Origin of the sequence: Actinacidiphila epipremni, from assembly GCF_012034175.1 — a bacterium.
In the GTDB taxonomy this organism is placed as follows: domain Bacteria; phylum Actinomycetota; class Actinomycetes; order Streptomycetales; family Streptomycetaceae; genus Actinacidiphila; species Actinacidiphila epipremni.
In genome coordinates this window covers 17,602-34,418 of record NZ_JAATEJ010000038.1, presented here as the reverse complement: position 1 = coordinate 34,418, position 16,817 = coordinate 17,602, and the positions used below count along the sequence as shown (strand labels likewise).

Annotated in this window: 19 protein-coding genes and 4 tRNA genes; 8 read left to right on the top strand and 15 right to left on the bottom strand. The window is 72.7% G+C overall.

The window, feature by feature from the left end; all coding sequences use genetic code 11:
- Positions 1–47: 47 nt before the first annotated feature.
- A complete protein-coding gene (secE, locus tag HCN08_RS32155; RefSeq protein WP_167986874.1) occupies positions 48–332 on the bottom strand; it encodes a preprotein translocase subunit SecE in 285 nt (94 codons plus the stop codon).
- Between the two features lie 115 nt (positions 333–447).
- Positions 448–520: transfer RNA gene (locus HCN08_RS32150), tRNA-Trp, on the bottom strand.
- A 185-nt stretch (positions 521–705) separates the two neighbouring features.
- Here HCN08_RS32150 and HCN08_RS32145 point away from each other — a divergent pair.
- The 3 genes from HCN08_RS32145 to HCN08_RS32135 all read left to right on the top strand — a co-directional run bounded on the left by HCN08_RS32145 (position 706) and on the right by HCN08_RS32135 (position 4,428).
- On the top strand, positions 706–1,959 hold the full coding sequence (locus HCN08_RS32145; protein ID WP_167986852.1) for a pyridoxal phosphate-dependent aminotransferase: 1,254 nt from the start codon (positions 706–708) through the stop codon (positions 1,957–1,959).
- Positions 1,960–2,104: 145 nt separating this feature from the next.
- Positions 2,105–3,145, top strand: a complete 1,041-nt coding sequence (locus HCN08_RS32140) for an adenosine deaminase (protein WP_167986851.1) — start codon at positions 2,105–2,107, stop codon at positions 3,143–3,145.
- Positions 3,146–3,375: 230 nt separating this feature from the next.
- Entirely contained in the window at positions 3,376–4,428 is a 1,053-nt protein-coding gene (locus tag HCN08_RS32135; RefSeq protein WP_167986850.1) for a UDP-N-acetylmuramate dehydrogenase, read from the top strand.
- A 282-nt stretch (positions 4,429–4,710) separates the two neighbouring features.
- On the opposite strand, the gene HCN08_RS32130 is transcribed toward HCN08_RS32135, so the two are convergent.
- The 8 genes from HCN08_RS32130 to HCN08_RS32095 form a co-directional block, all read right to left on the bottom strand.
- Positions 4,711–5,460 (bottom strand): hypothetical protein, encoded by a 750-nt coding sequence (locus HCN08_RS32130; protein ID WP_167986849.1) that lies wholly within the window; start codon positions 5,458–5,460, stop codon positions 4,711–4,713.
- Between the two features lie 99 nt (positions 5,461–5,559).
- Positions 5,560–7,032, bottom strand: a complete 1,473-nt coding sequence (locus tag HCN08_RS32125; RefSeq protein ID WP_167986848.1) for a DHA2 family efflux MFS transporter permease subunit — start codon at positions 7,030–7,032, stop codon at positions 5,560–5,562.
- Positions 7,033–7,216: 184 nt separating this feature from the next.
- Positions 7,217–7,771 carry a TetR/AcrR family transcriptional regulator gene (locus HCN08_RS32120; protein ID WP_206319497.1) on the bottom strand — a complete coding sequence of 185 codons (555 nt, stop codon included), beginning with the start codon at positions 7,769–7,771 and terminating at the stop codon, positions 7,217–7,219.
- A 263-nt stretch (positions 7,772–8,034) separates the two neighbouring features.
- Positions 8,035–8,463 (bottom strand): MaoC family dehydratase, encoded by a 429-nt coding sequence (locus HCN08_RS32115; RefSeq protein ID WP_167986847.1) that lies wholly within the window; start codon positions 8,461–8,463, stop codon positions 8,035–8,037.
- Positions 8,463–8,966 (bottom strand): MaoC family dehydratase N-terminal domain-containing protein, encoded by a 504-nt coding sequence (locus HCN08_RS32110; RefSeq protein WP_167986846.1) that lies wholly within the window; start codon positions 8,964–8,966, stop codon positions 8,463–8,465. Before HCN08_RS32110 ends, HCN08_RS32115 begins: the two co-directional genes overlap by 1 nt.
- Positions 8,967–9,120: 154 nt before the next feature.
- Complete coding sequence (rpmG, locus tag HCN08_RS32105; RefSeq protein ID WP_009715907.1) at positions 9,121–9,285, bottom strand: 50S ribosomal protein L33; 165 nt, start codon at positions 9,283–9,285, stop codon at positions 9,121–9,123.
- A gap of 83 nt (positions 9,286–9,368) precedes the next feature.
- Positions 9,369–9,441: transfer RNA gene (locus tag HCN08_RS32100), tRNA-Met, on the bottom strand.
- Positions 9,442–9,487: 46 nt separating this feature from the next.
- A tRNA-Thr gene (locus tag HCN08_RS32095) sits at positions 9,488–9,560 on the bottom strand.
- A gap of 261 nt (positions 9,561–9,821) precedes the next feature.
- Between HCN08_RS32095 and HCN08_RS32090 the strand changes: the two genes are divergently transcribed.
- From HCN08_RS32090 to HCN08_RS32075, 4 genes are all read left to right on the top strand, one after another.
- On the top strand, positions 9,822–11,087 hold the full coding sequence (locus tag HCN08_RS32090) for an amidohydrolase family protein (RefSeq protein ID WP_167986845.1): 1,266 nt from the start codon (positions 9,822–9,824) through the stop codon (positions 11,085–11,087).
- 116 nt (positions 11,088–11,203) lie between these two features.
- Positions 11,204–11,860, top strand: coding sequence for an NAD(P)H-binding protein (locus HCN08_RS32085; protein WP_167986844.1), 657 nt, complete (start codon positions 11,204–11,206; stop codon positions 11,858–11,860).
- A 55-nt stretch (positions 11,861–11,915) separates the two neighbouring features.
- Positions 11,916–12,518, top strand: a complete 603-nt coding sequence (locus HCN08_RS32080; RefSeq protein WP_240970639.1) for an HAD domain-containing protein — start codon at positions 11,916–11,918, stop codon at positions 12,516–12,518.
- Between the two features lie 130 nt (positions 12,519–12,648).
- Complete coding sequence (locus HCN08_RS32075; protein ID WP_167986843.1) at positions 12,649–12,867, top strand: hypothetical protein; 219 nt, start codon at positions 12,649–12,651, stop codon at positions 12,865–12,867.
- 30 nt (positions 12,868–12,897) lie between these two features.
- On the opposite strand, the gene HCN08_RS32070 is transcribed toward HCN08_RS32075, so the two are convergent.
- The 3 genes from HCN08_RS32070 to HCN08_RS32060 form a co-directional block, all read right to left on the bottom strand.
- Positions 12,898–13,362, bottom strand: coding sequence for an MFS transporter (locus HCN08_RS32070; protein ID WP_167986842.1), 465 nt, complete (start codon positions 13,360–13,362; stop codon positions 12,898–12,900).
- Positions 13,359–14,177 (bottom strand): MFS transporter, encoded by an 819-nt coding sequence (locus HCN08_RS32065; protein WP_167986841.1) that lies wholly within the window; start codon positions 14,175–14,177, stop codon positions 13,359–13,361. The genes HCN08_RS32070 and HCN08_RS32065 overlap by 4 nt, the downstream gene beginning before the upstream one ends.
- A gap of 435 nt (positions 14,178–14,612) precedes the next feature.
- A tRNA-Tyr gene (locus tag HCN08_RS32060) sits at positions 14,613–14,694 on the bottom strand.
- A gap of 239 nt (positions 14,695–14,933) precedes the next feature.
- Here HCN08_RS32060 and HCN08_RS32055 point away from each other — a divergent pair.
- Positions 14,934–15,422, top strand: coding sequence for a YajQ family cyclic di-GMP-binding protein (locus HCN08_RS32055; RefSeq protein ID WP_167986840.1), 489 nt, complete (start codon positions 14,934–14,936; stop codon positions 15,420–15,422).
- Between the two features lie 96 nt (positions 15,423–15,518).
- Here the strand turns inward: HCN08_RS32055 and HCN08_RS32050 are convergent, their stop codons facing one another.
- The gene (locus HCN08_RS32050; RefSeq protein WP_167986839.1) at positions 15,519–16,187 is read right to left on the bottom strand and encodes a hemerythrin domain-containing protein; all 669 of its coding nucleotides are present in this window, start codon (positions 16,185–16,187) and stop codon (positions 15,519–15,521) included.
- A gap of 159 nt (positions 16,188–16,346) precedes the next feature.
- Entirely contained in the window at positions 16,347–16,808 is a 462-nt protein-coding gene (locus HCN08_RS32045) for a peroxiredoxin (protein ID WP_167986838.1), read from the bottom strand.
- Positions 16,809–16,817 lie beyond the last annotated feature (9 nt).

The following is a 16,817-nucleotide window of genomic DNA, read 5'->3' as shown; positions in this document are numbered from 1 at the left end:
CGGGACGCGGAACCCGGCCCGAGACCGGCTCGGCCGGAGCGGAAGGCTCAGCCGAAAACGGCGGAAACGAGCTTGCTGAAACCCCAGTCAACCACGCTCACGAAGGCGATGACGACCACAACGAAGACAATCACCACAGTGGTGTACGTGGTGAGGTCGTTGCGCGTGGGCCAGACGACCTTGCGGAGCTCCGCGATGATCTGCCGGTAGAAGAGCCCGAGACGGCCCAGCGGGCCCTTCTTGCCGCGCTTGCCACCGCGGCGGGGCTTCTTCTCGGTGTCCTTGTCGTCCTGAGACGCGTCAGGCTCAGGGACCTCGATGGAGTCCGTGATCTCAGTCACTCGTCCTCACCTGACTCCGGGTCGTGGCCGTGCCGCGCCCGTCGCGCGGTACGGCGAGTGCCTATGCCTGCATCTGCCTGCCCACGTCCGGGGAGGACGTGTGGAGCAGGGCCGGAGGGACTTGAACCCCCAACCGCTGGTTTTGGAGACCAGTGCTCTACCAATTGAGCTACGACCCTTCGACGGACGCTCCCAACGTACCGCAGGCGGCAACCGCCGGGAGAGCCATCGACGGTTGAGTGTACGTGCTCGGAGGCATCTCGTCGAACGCCTTGCTGCGGAAAGCCTCCGAACGCGTTGTCCGGGCGGCCGATGCCGTCAAACCCCGGTGCCCGGCGGGGTGTGCGTCTGGGACCATGCACGTATGACCGCTGCCACTCCCCCTGTACCTCCCGCTGTACCTCCCGCCGCCGGCGACCGGCGGGTGTCGGCCCGTATCGCCGCGATCTCGGAGTCCGCGACCCTCGCCGTCGACGCCAAGGCCAAGGCTCTCAAGGCCGCCGGGCGCCCGGTGATCGGCTTCGGCGCCGGAGAGCCCGACTTCCCGACGCCCGGCTACATCGTGGACGCCGCCGTCGAGGCCTGCCGCAACCCGAAGTTCCACCGCTACACCCCGGCCGGCGGGCTGCCGGAGCTCAAGGCGGCCATCGCCGCCAAGACGCTCCGCGACTCCGGCTACGAGGTGGACGCCTCGCAGGTGCTGGTCACCAACGGCGGCAAGCAGGCCATCTACGAGGCCTTCGCCGCGCTGCTCGACCCGGGCGACGAGGTCATCGTGCCCGCTCCGTACTGGACCACCTACCCGGAGTCGATCCAGCTCGCCGGCGGCGTCCCGGTCGAGGTCGTGGCGGACGAGACGACCGGCTACCGGGTCACCGTCGAGCAGCTGGAGGCGGCCCGCACCGAGCGGACGAAGGTGCTGCTCTTCGTCTCGCCGTCCAACCCGACCGGCGCGGTCTACAGCCGGGCCGAGACCGAGGCGATCGGCCGCTGGGCCGTCGAGCACGGGCTGTGGGTGCTCACCGACGAGATCTACGAGCACCTGGTCTACGGCGACGCGGCGTTCACCTCGCTGCCGGCGCTCGTGCCCGAGCTGCGCGACCGCTGCGTCGTCGTCAACGGCGTGGCGAAGACGTACGCCATGACCGGCTGGCGTGTCGGGTGGATCGTCGGCCCGAAGGACATCGTCAAGGCGGCGACGAACCTGCAGTCGCACGCGACGTCGAACGTCAACAACGTGGCGCAGGCCGCGGCGCTCACCGCGGTGAGCGGGGATCTGGAGGCGGTCGCGGAGATGCGGGCCGCGTTCGACCGGCGGCGGCAGATCATCGTACGGATGCTCAATGAGATCGACGGGGTGGTGTGCCCGACGCCCGAGGGGGCGTTCTACGCGTACCCGTCGGTGAAGGGCCTGCTCGGCAAGGAGATCCGGGGCAAGCGGCCGGCGAGCTCGGTGGAGCTCGCGGCGCTCATCCTGGACGAGGCCGAGGTCGCGGTGGTGCCGGGTGAGGCGTTCGGGACGCCGGGTTACCTGCGGCTGAGCTATGCGCTGGGGGACGAGGATCTCGTCGAGGGCGTGTCGCGGCTGCAGAAGCTTCTGGGCGAGGCGACGGACTGAGGTCCGGCTGCGGGCTTACGCCGCGGCGTGGTGCTGCTTCATGCGTCAGGCTTACGCCGGCCGTGACGGCGGTCACGCATTCGGGCAAGCCCCCGTTCGGAGAATCCGGTTCCGAGCGGGGGCTCGCTTATAGCAGGATCTTGGGATGGCACGCGATGTACGTACGGAGTCCGGCGGCCGGGACATCCGCAAGCTCCCCAAGGCCCACCTGCACCTGCATTTCACCGGCTCCATGCGGCCCACCACGCTCCTTGAGCTGGCCGACCGGCACGGCGTCCACCTGCCCGAGGCGCTGACCTCCGGCGAGCCGCCGAAGCTGCGGGCCACCGACGAGCGCGGCTGGTTCCGCTTCCAGCGGCTCTACGACGCCGCCCGCAGCTGCCTGCGCACGCCCGAGGACATCTACCGGCTCGTGCGCGAGGCCGCGCAGGAGGACGCGGCGGACGGCTCCGGCTGGCTGGAGATCCAGGTCGACCCGACGTCGTACGCTCCCCGGCTCGGCGGGCTCATCCCCACGTTGGAGCTGATCCTCGACGCGGTGCGCGGCGCCGCGCAGGACACGGGCGTCGGGATGGCGGTGATCGTCGCGGCGAACCGCATGAAGCACCCGCTGGACGCCCGTACGCTGGCCCGGCTCGCCGTGCGGTACGCCGACCAGGGGGTGATCGGGTTCGGCCTGTCCAACGACGAACGGCGCGGGCTCGCGCGGGACTTCGACCGGGCGTTCGCGATCGCGCGGGACGGCGGGCTGCTGGCCGCGCCGCACGGGGGCGAGCTGGCGGGGCCGGCGAGCGTGCGGGACTGCCTGGACGACCTGCACGCGGAGCGGGTCGGGCACGGGGTGCGCGCGGCGGAGGACCCGCGGCTGATCCGCCGGCTCGCGGACAGCGGGGTGACGTGCGAGGTGTGCCCGGCGTCGAATGTCGCCCTCGGGGTGTACGACAAGCCCGAGGACGTACCCCTGCGGCATCTCTACGAGGCCGGCGTGCCGATGGCGCTCGGGGCGGACGATCCGCTGCTCTTCGGGTCGCGGCTGGCGGCGCAGTACGAGATCGCGCGGGATGTGCACGGCTTCACGGACGAGGAGCTGGCGGAGCTGGCGCGGCAGTCGGTGCGGGCGTCGCGGGCGCCCGGGGAGGTGCGGGAGCGGCTGCTCGGCGGGATCGAGGCGTGGCTGGCGGAGTGAGCCTGGTTGGTGTGCGGTGCGGCTTTTCGGGGGTGCGCCTTCTGTTCGGGGGGTGGGGTCGGGGACGCTCCGGGGGGTACCTCCTCGGACTGCGCACATGACGTCTTACGTATCCGGTGCCGCCCTGTGTGCGCAGTCCTGCGGGGGCACCCCCCGGATCCTCCCCTCCTGGCGCCGTCGGCGGGTGCCGGTACGCGGGCGGTACGCCGGCGGCGCCATAAGCTGAAGTCGTGCACCCGAACGCGCTCGCCCCGTACACGACCCTCCGCCTCGGCGGCCCCGCCGACCGTCTGCTGACGGCCCGCACCGACGCGGAGCTCGTCGCCGCGGTACGGGACGCGGACCGCCGCGGTGAGCCCGTGCTGCTGCTGGGCGGCGGGTCCAACCTGGTCATCTCGGACGACGGCTTCCCGGGTACGGCGATCCGTATCGCCACGCAGGGGGTCTCGCTGCGGGGCACCGCCCTTGAGCTGGCCGCCGGCGAGAACTGGAGCGAGGCCGTCGCCGCGACCGTACGGGCCGGGCTCGCGGGGGTGGAATGCCTCGCCGGTATCCCCGGCTCCGCCGGCGCCACGCCGATCCAGAACGTCGGGGCGTACGGGCAGGAGGTCGCCGGCACGATCACGGAGGTCGTGGCGTACGACCGGCGGTCCGGCGAGACGGTCACCCTCGCGCGGGAGGAGTGCGCCTTCTCGTACCGCGGCAGCCGCTTCAAGGAGGACCCGTCCCGCTTTGTCGTGCTGCGGGTGCGGTTCGCGCTGGAGGACGCCGCGGGCATGTCCGCGCCGCTGAAGTACGCGGAGACCGCGCGGGCGCTGGGCGTCGAGGTGGGTGAGCGGGTCCCGCTGGAGAAGGCCGGCGCGACGGTCCTCGCCCTGCGCGCGGGCAAGGGCATGGTCCTGGACGAGTCCGACCACGACACCTGGTCGGCCGGCTCCTTCTTCACCAACCCCGTCCTGACGCCGGCGGAGTACGCCGCCTTCCTCGACCGCGTCCACGACCACCTCGGCCCCGACACCACCCCGCCCGCGTACCCCTCGGGCGCCGGCGACGACCGTACGAAGACCAGCGCGGCCTGGCTCATCGACAAGGCCGGCTTCCCCAAGGGCTACGGCACGGGCCCGGCCCGCATCTCCACCAAACACACCCTCGCCCTCACCAACCGCGGCCCCGCCACCACCCAAGACCTCCTCACCCTCGCCCGCACCATCCGCACCGGCGTCCAGCACACCTTCGGCGTGACCTTGACGAACGAGCCGGTGATGGTGGGGGTCGAGCTCTAGCCCCCGCGGCCGGCCGACTGTCCCCCCCTTTCCGCCGGTGGCTACGGCCGCCCCTGCCGGTGGGGCTGACTGTCTGTGCCGTCTTTGCCGCACGACCGTGCCGGTTGCCGGGCCGTACCCGATCGCCGGTTGACTTCCGGTACAGCGGTGGCCGTTCCCCTTTGCCGGGCCCCGGCCGGGTGCGTTGTGGGGGGCGGATTCGGGGGCGGTCTACGCCGTTACGTCTGTTCTTGCTCGGCGAGCGTCGCCCCCCTGGCGGGAGAAGGGGCCGGGGGAAAACGCCTATGCCGGGGCTGGCGTTGTCGTGGCGAGGAGGGTGCGGAGGGGAGTGGTGTCGGGGGTGTCGGAGGTGGCCGCGTCGAGGGCGGCGTCCATGGTGGACTCCCAGTGCGGGGGGAGGGTGAGGCCGGGGCGGGTGGGCCAGGCGATGGTGGGGGTGGCCTCGCCGGAGGCGAGGAGGTGGAGGTGGATGAGGCCGGCGAGGGCGTCGAAGACGGCGGGGCGGATGAAGTTGCGGGCGGACGCGCCGGTGAGGCGGGCGGCCTGCGGGGGCTTGGGGAGGCGGCCGGCGATGTCCGTCCAGAGCAGGCCCGCGTCGAACGCGGCCAGCACCTCTCCGAGGTCGGGGAGCCGGTCCCGCGAGGCGCCCGTCGCGCGGGCGACCGCCAGCCGCAGCGGCTGCGAGAACGCCTCCGCCTCGGCGACGACGTGCGCTCGTACCATCGCGTCCCAGGTGGTACGGGGCAGGCGCGCCCCCTGCGCGGTGAGGGTGCCGGGCTCCAGGGCGGCGAAGACCGCGTCGGCCTCGCGCAGGAGGGTGATCGCCGGCGCGTCGGCGGAGGCCGAGGCGGAGGCGGCCACGGTCGCGGGGCCGGCGTCGGGCCCAGCGTCGGCGTCCGCGTCCGCGGGGAGTTGCAGGAGGAGCGCGACGCGTTCGGCGATCGGCGGGTGGGAGTCGTATTCGTGCGGCCTCGGCGGCCGTACGTCCGCCGCGAGGGCGGCAAGCCGCTCCGGGGAGCGCGCCGCGAGCATGCGGCGGATCGTACGTGGTGGGAGGCGGTTTTGGCCATGTGAGCGGACGCCGAAGGGGGCGGCCGGTCCACCCGGCCGCCCCCTTCGCACCGCGGGCGTTCAGCCGACCTTCTGGAGCCGGTCCCCCGGGGCGTCCGCCAGGTTGCCGGCGACCGGGCCGCGGGCGGGGCGGCGGTGGGGCAGCAGCAGCGCCGCGAGGAAGCCGGCGGTCAGGATCGCCGCGCCGACCCACAGCGCGGGGACCAGGCCGTCGACGTACGAGGCCGCGGACTCGTAACCGCCCTGCGCGGCGAAGATCGAGCCGAGGAGGGCGATGCCGAGCGCGCCGCCGACCTCGCGCAGGGCGTTGTTCGCGCCGGAGGCGATGCCCTGCTCGGCGGGGACGACGCTGGACATCACCAGGCTGGTGGCCGGGGCGATGAAGAGAGCCATGCCGGTGCCGGACAGGATCAGCGCGGGCAGCTGCGCGGCGTAGGAGACGTCGGGCGAGATGATCAGCGCGAACCAGCCGAGGCCGATCGCCTGGAGGGCCAGGCCCGCGGCGACGACGGGCTTGCCGCCGATGCGGTCGGTGAGGAAGCCGGCGATCGGCGCGACGATCATGGGCATGCCGGTCCAGGGCAGCATCCGCAGGCCCGCCTCAGTGGGCGTGTAGCCGACGACGGTCTGCAGGAACTGGCTGAGCAGGAAGATCGCGCCGAACATGCCGGTGAACATCAGCGCGGCGGAGGCGTTGATCGCGGTGAAGGCGCGGCCACGGAAGAGCCGCATCGGCAGCATGGGGTGCCGGGCGGTCATGCCGTGCCGGACGAACGCGGCCACCAGGATGCCGCCGGCGATCAGGCCGGTGAGGACGCGGGCGCTGGTCCAGCCGTGCGAGGTGGCGTTGACCAGGCCGAAGACGATGCCGAACAGGCCGAGGCTGATCAGTACGGTGCCGCGGCCGTCGAGGCGGGCGCCGGGCGCCGTGGACTCGGCCAGGCGCATCCGGGCCAGCGGGAGGAGCAGCAGGCCGAGCGGGACGTTCAGCCAGAAGATCCACTGCCAGGAGATGTGCTCGGTGAGGCTGCCGCCGATGAGCGGCCCGGACGCGACGGCCAGGCCGTTGACCGCGCCCCAGATGCCGAAGGCGGCCCCCCGGCGCTCGGCCGGCACGGCCGCGGACAGCAGGGTGAGGGTGAGCGGCATCATGATGGCCGCGCCGACGCCCTGGACGGCCCGGAAGGCGATGAGCTCGTTGATGCCGGGTGCCATGGCGGCTGCGGCGGAGGCCCCGGTGAAGATGGTCAGACCGGTGATGAAGAGCTTGCGGCGGCCGAAGCGGTCGCCGAGCGAGGCGCCGAACATCAGCAGGACGGCGAAGGTGAGCGTGTAGGCGTTCACCGTCCATTCGAGGTCGGACAGCGCGCCGCCGAGGTCCTTGCGGATGGACGGCAGGGCGGTGGTGACGACGAGGTTGTCGAGCGCGGCCATGAAACCGGCGACGCTGGTGATGAGCAGCGCCCAGCCTGCGGTGGCTCGGCCGCGCGGCGCGGGGGCCGCGGTGTCGGTGCTGGTGGCGGTGGCTTCCATGCCCTGTGTCTCCTTCGCTCCCCTGTCGGGATGGCTTCGGGCGGTTCCGCCGGAGGTGGCGGTTAGTAATTGATGACTAAGTTTGAGGGGCAAAAAAAATGCCGGGAGGGTGCGGTGCGAGCCGCCGGCCGGTGCGACCGGTGCGATGGGTGCGATGGGTGCGATGGGTGCGGTCGGCGGCCGGTCATTGCGGCCGGCCCGCTTCGTAGAAGCCCTCCCAGATCCGGTGGCCGGCGGGGAAGCCCATCGACACCAGGGTGTTGATGAGCATCCCGTAGGCGAGGAACTGCGTGGTCTCGTCGACGTCCGCGCCGAGCTGCGCGCTGATGGTGTCCCACAGGCCCTCCCACGCGGTGCGGACCGCCTCGCCGAAGGCGTGGTCCCCGGCGGCCTCCGCGGAGGCGACCGCGACGTATGTCTGCATCTGCATCAGCAGCCGCTCGGGGTCGTCGTGGATCATCTTCTGGTACGCCCTGGCCATCGCCGGCAGCCGCTCCTCGGGGGCGAGGCCGGTGGCGCACTCCTCGAAGAGCCGGGCGGTGGTCTCGATGCAGTGCCGCGAGGCGGCCAGGAAGATGGCCTGCTTGTTCGGGAAGAGCCGGAAGAGGTACGGCTGCGAGACGCCGACACGGCGGGCGATCGCCTCGGTCGACGTGCCGTTGTAGCCGCCGTGGGCGAACTCGCTCATCGCCGCGCGGATGACGCTCTCGCGCCGCTCTTCTGCGCTCATCCTGACCATGGGTCTTAAGTTAGTGGCCAATCACTACCTGAGTCAAGTGGGGGCGGGGGGTTCTTCTCGGCGGCGGGGAACGGGGCGGGGCACGGGCCGGGGAACGTGTAAGGACCGCCTGCCATGGGCGGGCGGTCCTTACACGTGGCTATGGGCGCAGGGTTGCGGGCGCGTGGCCATGGGTGCCCGGGTACGGGTCGGGCTCGGCCATGGGTCACGCCTGGCCGCGGGTCCGGTCGCGGGTCACGCCCGGGCGCGGGTCCGGTGGCGGCTCAGCTGAGCTGGACGACCGCGCGGGCCATGCCCAGCACCTTCTGCCCGGCGGAGGTCGCGACGAGGTCGACGCGGACCCGCTTGTCGTCGAGCTTGACGGCGACCTTGGCGGAGACCTCGATCAGCGCGCCCTTGTCGTCGTTGGGCACCACGACCGGCTTGGTGAAGCGCACGCCGTACTCCACGACGGCCGCCGGGTCGCCGGCCCAGTCGGTGACCACCCGGGCCGCGGAGGCCATGGTGAACATGCCGTGCGCGATCACGTCCGGCAGCCCGACCTCGCGGGCGAACTTCTCGTTCCAGTGGATCGGGTTGAAGTCGCCGGACGCGCCCGCGTACCGCACCAGCGTCGCCCTGGTGACCGGGAAGCTCTGCGCGGGCAGCTCGGTGCCGACCTCGACGTCGTCGTAGGAAATGCTCGCCGCCATCACGCGCCCCCGTCCTGGGCGCCCTGGGCGCCTTCCTCGGTGCCCTGCCCGGCGTCGGCGTCGAGCGCGCGGGCGACGAGCTTGGTCCAGGCGGTGACGACGTGGGCGCCGGTCTCGTCGTGGACCTCGCCGCGGACGTCCAGGATGTCGTTGCCGGCGAGCGTCTTGACCGACTCGATCGTGGAGCTCACCGTCAACCGGTCGCCGGCCCGCAGCGGGCGCGTATAGGCGAACTTCTGGTCCCCGTGCACGACCCGGCTGTAGTCCAGGCCGAGTTCGGGGTCGGCGATCACGATGCCCGCCGCCTTGTACGTGATGGCGAAGGCGAAGGTGGGCGGCGCGATCACGTCGGGGTGGCCGAGCGCCTTCGCGGCGTCGGGGTCCACATAGGCCGGGTTCGGGTCGCCGATCGCCTCGGCGAACTCGCGGATCTTCTCCCGGCCGACCTCGTAGGGGGCGGTGGGCGGGTAGGCCCGCCCGACGAACGACTGGTCCAGAGCCATCGGCACCTCAGGGTGTGCGGCGGGTCACGAGTCTGCCCGCGGATACGTCGGCGGATCACACGGGTTGCATGCCGCGAGGCCGTCCCCCGGTTCTGCTACGGGGACGGCCTCGCGGTGTTACGGCCTGGTGCGCGGCGGATGCCGGCGAGCGGGGTCAGCGCGTCTCGCGGTGCGCGGTGTGCGCGTTGCAACGCGGGCAGTGCTTCTTGATCTCAAGACGGTCCGGGTCGTTACGCCGGTTCTTCTTGGTGATGTAGTTCCGCTCCTTGCACTCCACGCAGGCCAGCGTGATCTTCGGGCGGACGTCGGTGGCGGCCACGTGAGTGCTCCTTGACGAACGGGTATGACAACACAGGAAGAGTAGCCGATTGGGGAACCGATCCCACAATCGGCTACGCAAAGTAGCGGCGACCGGACTTGAACCGGTGACACAGCGATTATGAGCCGCTTGCTCTACCGACTGAGCTACGCCGCTTCGATGAACCGAACCCCGCCTGCACGGCGGGGACCCGATCCACCAGAGCCCCAATACGGAATCGAACCGTAGACCTTCTCCTTACCATGGAGACGCTCTACCGACTGAGCTATTGGGGCGAGCGAGGAAGACATTACACGGTCCGCTGCGATACGTGAAATCCGTATCCGGAGGGGCACATCGGGCTCAGCGGACAGGTCGCCGCCGGTGCGAGCACCCGGCCGAACGCCGTCCGACTGTACGACTAATACACCCCTGGCGGGTGTCCTGCGGCTGCTTACCGGCCGTGCGAGCGGCCTGGCCCTAGGCTCGACCATGCGTGATCGTCCGCCCCGCTGCCCCGTCACCCGGCGGGAGCCACCCAGCACCGGAGGAGCGCGATGACCGACAGCCCGCGCGGTACCGCCGCCGAGACCGCCACCCTGCTGCTGTGCGGCGCCCGCCTCACCGACGGGCGGACCGTCGACGTACGGCTGAGCGGCCCGCGCATCGAGGCCGTCGGCACGGCGGGCAGCCTCGGCACCCCCGGCGGTTCCGCGGGCACGGCCCGGCAGGGCGCGGGGACGCGTATCGACCTGCGCGGCTATCTGCTGCTGCCCGCGCCCGCCGAACCGCACGCCCACCTCGACCTCGCCCTGACCGCCGGCTGCACGGGCCCGCCCGACAACGCCGTGGCAGATGTGCAGCGCCGGGCGACCGAGGCCGCGCTGCTGCAACTCGGCCACGGGGCGACGGCCGTACGCAGCCATGTGCGGGTCGGTGACGTGCACGGGCTGCGGGCACTTGAGGCGGTGCTCCAGGCCAGGCGGGCGCTGCGCGGGCTGGTGGACGTACAGGTGGTCGCGGTGCCGCGGCTGCTGACGGGGGCGGCGGGCGCGGACGGGCTCGGCGTATTGCGGGACGCGCTGAAGATGGGCGCCTCGGCGGTGGGCGGCTGCCCGGACCTCGACCCCGACCCCAGTGGGCACGCCGAGGCGGTGGTCGCGCTCGCCGCGGAGTTCGGCGTGCCGGTGGACCTGCACACCGCCGCCGACGACCCGGTGCGCCTGGCCCGGCTCGCCGCGATGACCGGCGGGCTGCGCCCGGGCGTCACCCTCGGCCCTTGCCACGGGCTCGGCACATTGCCGCGTGACGTGGCAGTACGCGCAGCCGAGCACCTCGCCGCCGCGGGCGTCCGTGTCGTGACGCTGCCGGCGGGGGGCTGCGGCGGCCTGGAGACGGTGCGCCGGGGCGCCGCGGGGCTGCACACCCCGGTACGGCTGCTGCGCCGCGCCGGGGTGCCGGTCGCCGCGGGGAGCGGGGCGCTGTCGGACCTGGCCAATCCGGTGGGGCGGGGCGATCCGCTGGAGGCCGCGTTCCTCCTCGCCTCGTACGGTGAGTGCGATCCGCTGCGGTCGTACGAGCTGATCAGCACCCGGGCGCGTGCGGTGCTGGGGCTTCCGGCGGTGCGGGTCGAGGCCGGCTTCCCGGCGGAACTGCTGGCGGTGCGCGGGGAGTCGGTGGAGGGCATCCTGTCGCTGGCGTACAGCCGGGTCGTCATCCACCAGGGGCGGGTGGTGTCCCGTACGAGCGCGGTGCGCGAATACTGCGACACCGCGGGGGATCCGGCGCTGGACCTGCCGCGGCAGTCGCACCGGGAGGGGTGAGCGGCCCTCCGGGGGCTGCTTAGGGGCTGGCGGCTGCTCGGGGCTGACGTGCCGTCATGGGCCTGCGTCCGGCGCGCCCCGCGGCGTACGGCGGCGGCAGCACGTAACGTCGCGGCATGCGCATCGTAATCGCCGGCGGCCACGGGCAGGTCGCACAGCGCCTGGCACGCCTCCTGTCCGCCCGGGGCGACGTGGCGGTCGGCCTCATCCGCAACCCCGACCAGGCCGACGACGTACGGGCGACGGGCGCGCAGCCCTTCGTACTCGACCTGGAGGCCACGCCCGCAGAGTCCCTGGCGACCGTGCTGGCGGGCGCGGACGCCGCCGTGTTCGCGGCGGGCGCCGGGGCCGGCAGCGGCGTGGACCGCAAGCAGACCGTCGACCGCGACGCGGCCGTCCTGCTCGCCGACGCCGCCGAACGCGCGGGCGTGCGCCGCTTCCTGGTCGTGTCGTCGATGGGCGCGGACGCCGAGGCGACGAACGACGACCCGGTCTTCCAGGCGTATCTGCGCGCCAAGGGCGCCGCCGACGACGCCGTACGGGCGCGGACGACCCTGGACTGGACGATCCTGCGCCCCGGCTCCCTGACGAACGACGCCGGTACGGGCCGGGTCCGGATCTCCGCCGGGTCCACCGGCCGCGGAACGGTCCCGCGGGACGACGTGGCGGCGGTGCTGGTCGAGCTGCTGGAGACACCGGCAACGGCGGGCCTGACGCTGGAGCTGGTCTCCGGCGACACCGAGATCGCCTCGGCGGTGGCCGGCCTGCGCTGAGCCCTGCGCGGGCGGCCCGGGCCGGGTTGTCGTACCCGGGTGCGATGCTCGGGGCATGGACAGCGGAGAGGTCGCAGGCGCGCCGCTGCTCTTCCTGGACGTGGACGGGCCGCTCAATCCGTACGCGGCCCAGCCGGAGCGGCGGCCCGCCGGCTACACGACGATCAGGGTGCCGTTCGGGCGGGACGAGGGCCCGCTCGGCCGGGCGCGCATGCTGCGCGTGTGGCTCAACCCGGCGCACGGGCCCGCCCTGCTCGGCCTCGGCTGCGCCCTGGTGTGGGCGACGACGTGGATGGACGACGCCAACCGCTGGATCGCCCCGGTCCTGGACCTCCCGCGGCTGCCGTTCGTCGACTTCGGCGAGGCGCTGCTGCGGGAGCGGCCGGACGGCGTGCACTGGAAGACGACGGCGATCGTCGCGTACGCGGGCGGTCGCCCCTTCGCCTGGGTGGACGACGAGCAGAGCGCGCTCGACCACGCGTATGTGGCCGCTCACCATGCCGGGCCTGCGCTGCTGCACCACGTGGATCCGCGTGTGGGGTTGCGTGACGGCGACTTCGAAGCCCTCGCGGACTTCGCGCGTACCCACGGCGGCCCCGGCGCTGACACTGACGGCTCCCCCGACGCCGACGCCGACCCTGACCCCGACCTCGGCTGAAAGGCTCCCCCGCCGTGCTCCGTACCTGCCGCGCGAGCCGCGAGGCTCTGCATATGGCCGCGAGTCGCAAGGCTGCGCATATAGCGGGGCCGCACGCCTCTCCCCGCCGATCTCAGGCACCCTGGTAAATATGCGCGCCCCGAGAATCCACTGCCCGAGCTGCGGCCGTCCCGTCGCCCTCGTGCCGACGCGCCGCTCCGGCTACGGCGTCGTCCACGACCACAAGACGGACCGCCGCTCCCTCGTGCTGTGCCCGGGCAGCATGCGCCAGATGCCGCTCTCCGAAGCCGACGCCTGGCAGGACACCCTTCCCGACCTCGACGACGACCCGCCGGCCCGGCTCTTCTGACTCTCCTGGGCGCCGGGCGCAGCCGCGCGCTCACACCGGGTCGGCCACCGGCCGGCGGGGGCGGGCAGCCGGGGAGACCGCTTCGGTGGGCAGCCGGCCGGCGAGGCGGAGGACCGCGGCGCAGGCCAGGAGCAGGAGGGCGCCGAGGGCGGCCCAGAGGAGCCAGCCGGCGGTGTCGAGGAGGGCGGAGAAGCCGGCCGGGGCGATGATCGCGGCGACGGCCCAGGTCAGCTGGTGGACGGCGAGGTAGCGTCCGCGGATGTGGGCCGGCGCGGCGGAGGCGGCGAGCGCGGCGGACGGGGCGGTGTGCAGGAGCTCGCCGGCGGTGTAGACGAGGGTCGCGGCGACCAGGCCGGCGATCTGCCAGGCCCCGTGCGGCAGCCGGGCGACGGCCGCGTACGCGCCGCAGGACAGCGCGAAGACGGCGCCGCCGAGGGCCAGCGCGTGGGTGCGGCGGGCCCCGGCCTGGAGGCGGCGGACGGGGAGCTGGGTCACGACGAGCAGTGCGGTGTGAGGGTGTAGAGGATGCCGAGGACGGCCGGCGGGGCGTCGAGGACGGTCACGGCGTAGAGGGGCAGGGCGACCGGGAGCACGGAGTGGGCGAGGGTGAAGGCCTGTTCGGCGGCGACGAGGGAGAGGAAGGGCCGGTCGGCGAGGACGGCCCGGTAGCCGCCGCGCGGCGCGGCGGCGGGCTTCTTCACGGTGGGCGCGCGCGGGGGCACGGCGGTACTTGGCGCGGCGAGGGCGAGGCACCCGGCGGCGGCGAGGAAGCTCGCGGCGTTGACGGCGGCCAGCAGCCCGAAGCCGTGCGTGCCGGCCAGCGCGAGTGCCGCCGCCGACAGCAGCCCGCCGGCGCCGAAGCCGACGTTGCGGGCCATGGCGACGAGCGCGTAGAGCCGGTCGCGTTCCGCTCCCTCGGCGACGGCGGCGGTGTAGCCGGAGGCGGCCGGGTAGTACGCGCGGTCGCCGACCGCGATCAGCGCGGCGACGGCGACGAGTGCGGCGAAGCTCCCGACGACGGGGTAGAGCGCGAAGCCGACCGCGCGAAGCACGTACGTCCCGACCAGAACCGTACGGGCCCCGAAGCGGTCGACGAGGACGCCGGCCACCGGGTTCGCCGCGAGCCCGACGCCGGCCGCGACGGTGACGCCGAGCCCGACCGCCGTCGCGGACAGCCCGGTGACGTCCCGGATGAACACCAGCGTCAGCGGCAGGTACAGCCCCGACCCGAGCGCGTCGACGAACAGCGCGGCCAGATACGCCGCCCCGCCAGGTACCGCCCGGCTCACGCGGGCCGCTGAAGAACGCATCCCCCCACTATCGGCATCCGCCCCGCCCACCACCTCGGACCTCAGCCGTAACCACCCGGTCCCCCGGTCCTAGGCCGCGCCGGGTGCCCTCGCTGCGGACCGGTGCCCCGAGGCGAGCGTCGGTCCAGCCGAGGTCGTGGTGGTTCGGGAGCCATGTCTCCACGGAGTGGTGGAAGTTGGCGAGGGCGAACAGGTCCCACAGCGCCATGGCGGGCACCGCCCGCCCGGCGGCGTGCTCGTACCATGCAGCAGGACGAGGCCGAGTCGGCACCAGCTCACATCGAAGCCCCGCGCTGCCGGCGAAGCTCCGGCCCCGGCAACCCCGGCCGCCCACTTCAAAGAGCAGCGTCCGGCGGCGCCGACACAACCACCGCCCCACACAACCAGAAAGGGCCCCTGCCCAGCATAAGCGCTGGTCAGGGGCCCTTCACCATGTGGCGGCACGTGGATTCGAACCACGGTAGGCTAAGCCGACGGATTTACAGTCCGCTCCCATTGGCCACTCGGGCATACCGCCATGGGATGACGCCGTGGGCTCGGTCCGCGGGAGGCGGGGGGCCGGGGCGACGACGTAAACGATACCTGATGCGTGGGGGTGGTTCGCCACCGGATTGATCAGGGGATTGGTCGGCGCGGCGGGTGGGGGGCGGTGGCTAGGCTTGGTGGCGGACGGTTCGGTGACGGGCCGTGGAGAAGTGAGAGACCGGTCGAACGCCGGTCGAACGCCGATGGAACACACCAAGGAGCCCACTGAAGATGGCCGACTCCAGTTTCGACATCGTCTCGAAGGTCGAGCGGCAGGAGGTCGACAACGCCCTCAACCAGGCCGCGAAGGAGATCCAGCAGCGCTACGACTTCAAGAACGTCGGGGCGTCGATCTCCTGGTCGGGGGACAAGGTCCTCATGGAGGCGAACTCCGAGGAGCGCGTCAAGGCGATCCTGGACGTCTTCGAGACGAAGCTGGTCAAGCGCGGGATCTCGCTCAAGGCGCTGGACGCGGGGGAGCCCCAGCCGTCCGGCAAGGAGTACAAGATCTTCGCCTCGCTCCAGGAGGGGATCTCGCAGGACAACGCCAAGAAGGTCGCGAAGATCATCCGGGACGAGGGGCCCAAGGGCGTCAAGGCGCAGGTGCAGGGGGACGAGCTGCGGGTGACGTCGAAGAGCCGGGACGACCTCCAGGCGGTGCAGGCGCTGCTGAAGGGAAAGGACCTGGACTTCGCGCTGCAGTTCGTCAACTACCGCTGAACGGCGTACGGGGCGCGGGGGCGGATACCGCGGGAGGGCCGGCCGGGTGCGCGGGCACCTCGGCCGGCCCTCTCGCGTCGGGCGGACGGCAGGGGCTCAGGCCCTGCCGTAGCCGGTCGCCCAGGGGTTGAGCTCCGCGTACTGCTTGCCCCAGGCGTTGCGGTACTGCGCGACCACCGGCGGAGGGAAGAGTCCGAGGATCTGGTCCGTCCGTTCGGGGGTCGCGCCGTCCAGGAGCCAGGGGACGTAGCGCGGGGCGAGGCCCTGGCCGACGCCGTTGCGCTGGGAGTCGGCGAACCGGAGCCAGTCGGTCCTGGGCAGTTCGCGGGACATCAGCGGCAGAGCGTCGCCCTCCTCGTGCGAGAGGTGGGCGTTGAGGGCGGTCGCGAAGGCGTCCACCGTGTCGCCGAGGCCGGCGTGGCCGCCCTCGACGTCGGCGAGCGCGGCGTCGATCGCGGCGATCAGCGGGTCGATGGTGTCGTGCTCCTCCTCCATGGCGTCGAGCAGCTCCAGGTCGCCGGAGCGGTCGCCGTCGAGGAGTTCGCGCATCCGGGGCCAGAGGATCTCGTCCTCGGCGGTGTGGTGGATGACGAGGAAGCGCTTGAAGAGGTCCCAGCCGAAGTGGGTGACGGTCAGGCGCTGCGGGTCGTCACCGGCGACGGCGGCGGACTTGGCGACGGCGGCCACATCGCGCCGCAGTCCGTCGTGGAAGGCGTACATCATCAGCAGATCGCCGCTCTCACTCGGCTGACGCGGTGTGGTCATCACACATCTCCCTCATCACAGGCAGCCCGGGCACGCACCGCGCCCGGCGTGGACCATCGCGTCGACCGTATCGTCAGCCTCTTTAACCGTCAATCGGCGTATGCGTTGCCCTTAGCAACTCTTTGCGGGCGCTTCACTCCACCGCTTCACTCCGCCGCCTCACGCGGCGTGCAGCTCGCGTACGACCTTCAGCGCCTCCTCGATGTGCGGGCCGATGTTGAGCACCGAGGAGAAGACGTGCCGGACGGTGCCGTCGCGGTCGATCACGAAGGTGACCCGGCCCGGCACCAGGCCCAGCGACGCGGCGCCGTACTGGCGGCGCACCACCCGGCCGGCGTCCGACAACAGGACGAACGGCAGCGCGTTGCGGCCGGCGAACGTCTCGTGGGAGGCGACGGTGTCGGAGCTGACGCCGATCACCTCGGCGCCGGCGTCGGCGAAGTTCTCGTAGGAGTCGCGGAAGCTGCACGCCTCGGCGGTGCAGCCGCGCGTGTTGTCCTTGGGGTAGAAGTAGAGGACCACGACCTTCTCGGCCAGGACCTCGCTGAGGGTGACCTTCTTCCCCGTCTGGTCCGGGAGCGTGAAGTCCGGTGCCTTGTCGCCGACCTGCAGAGTGCCCATGGCCGTCTC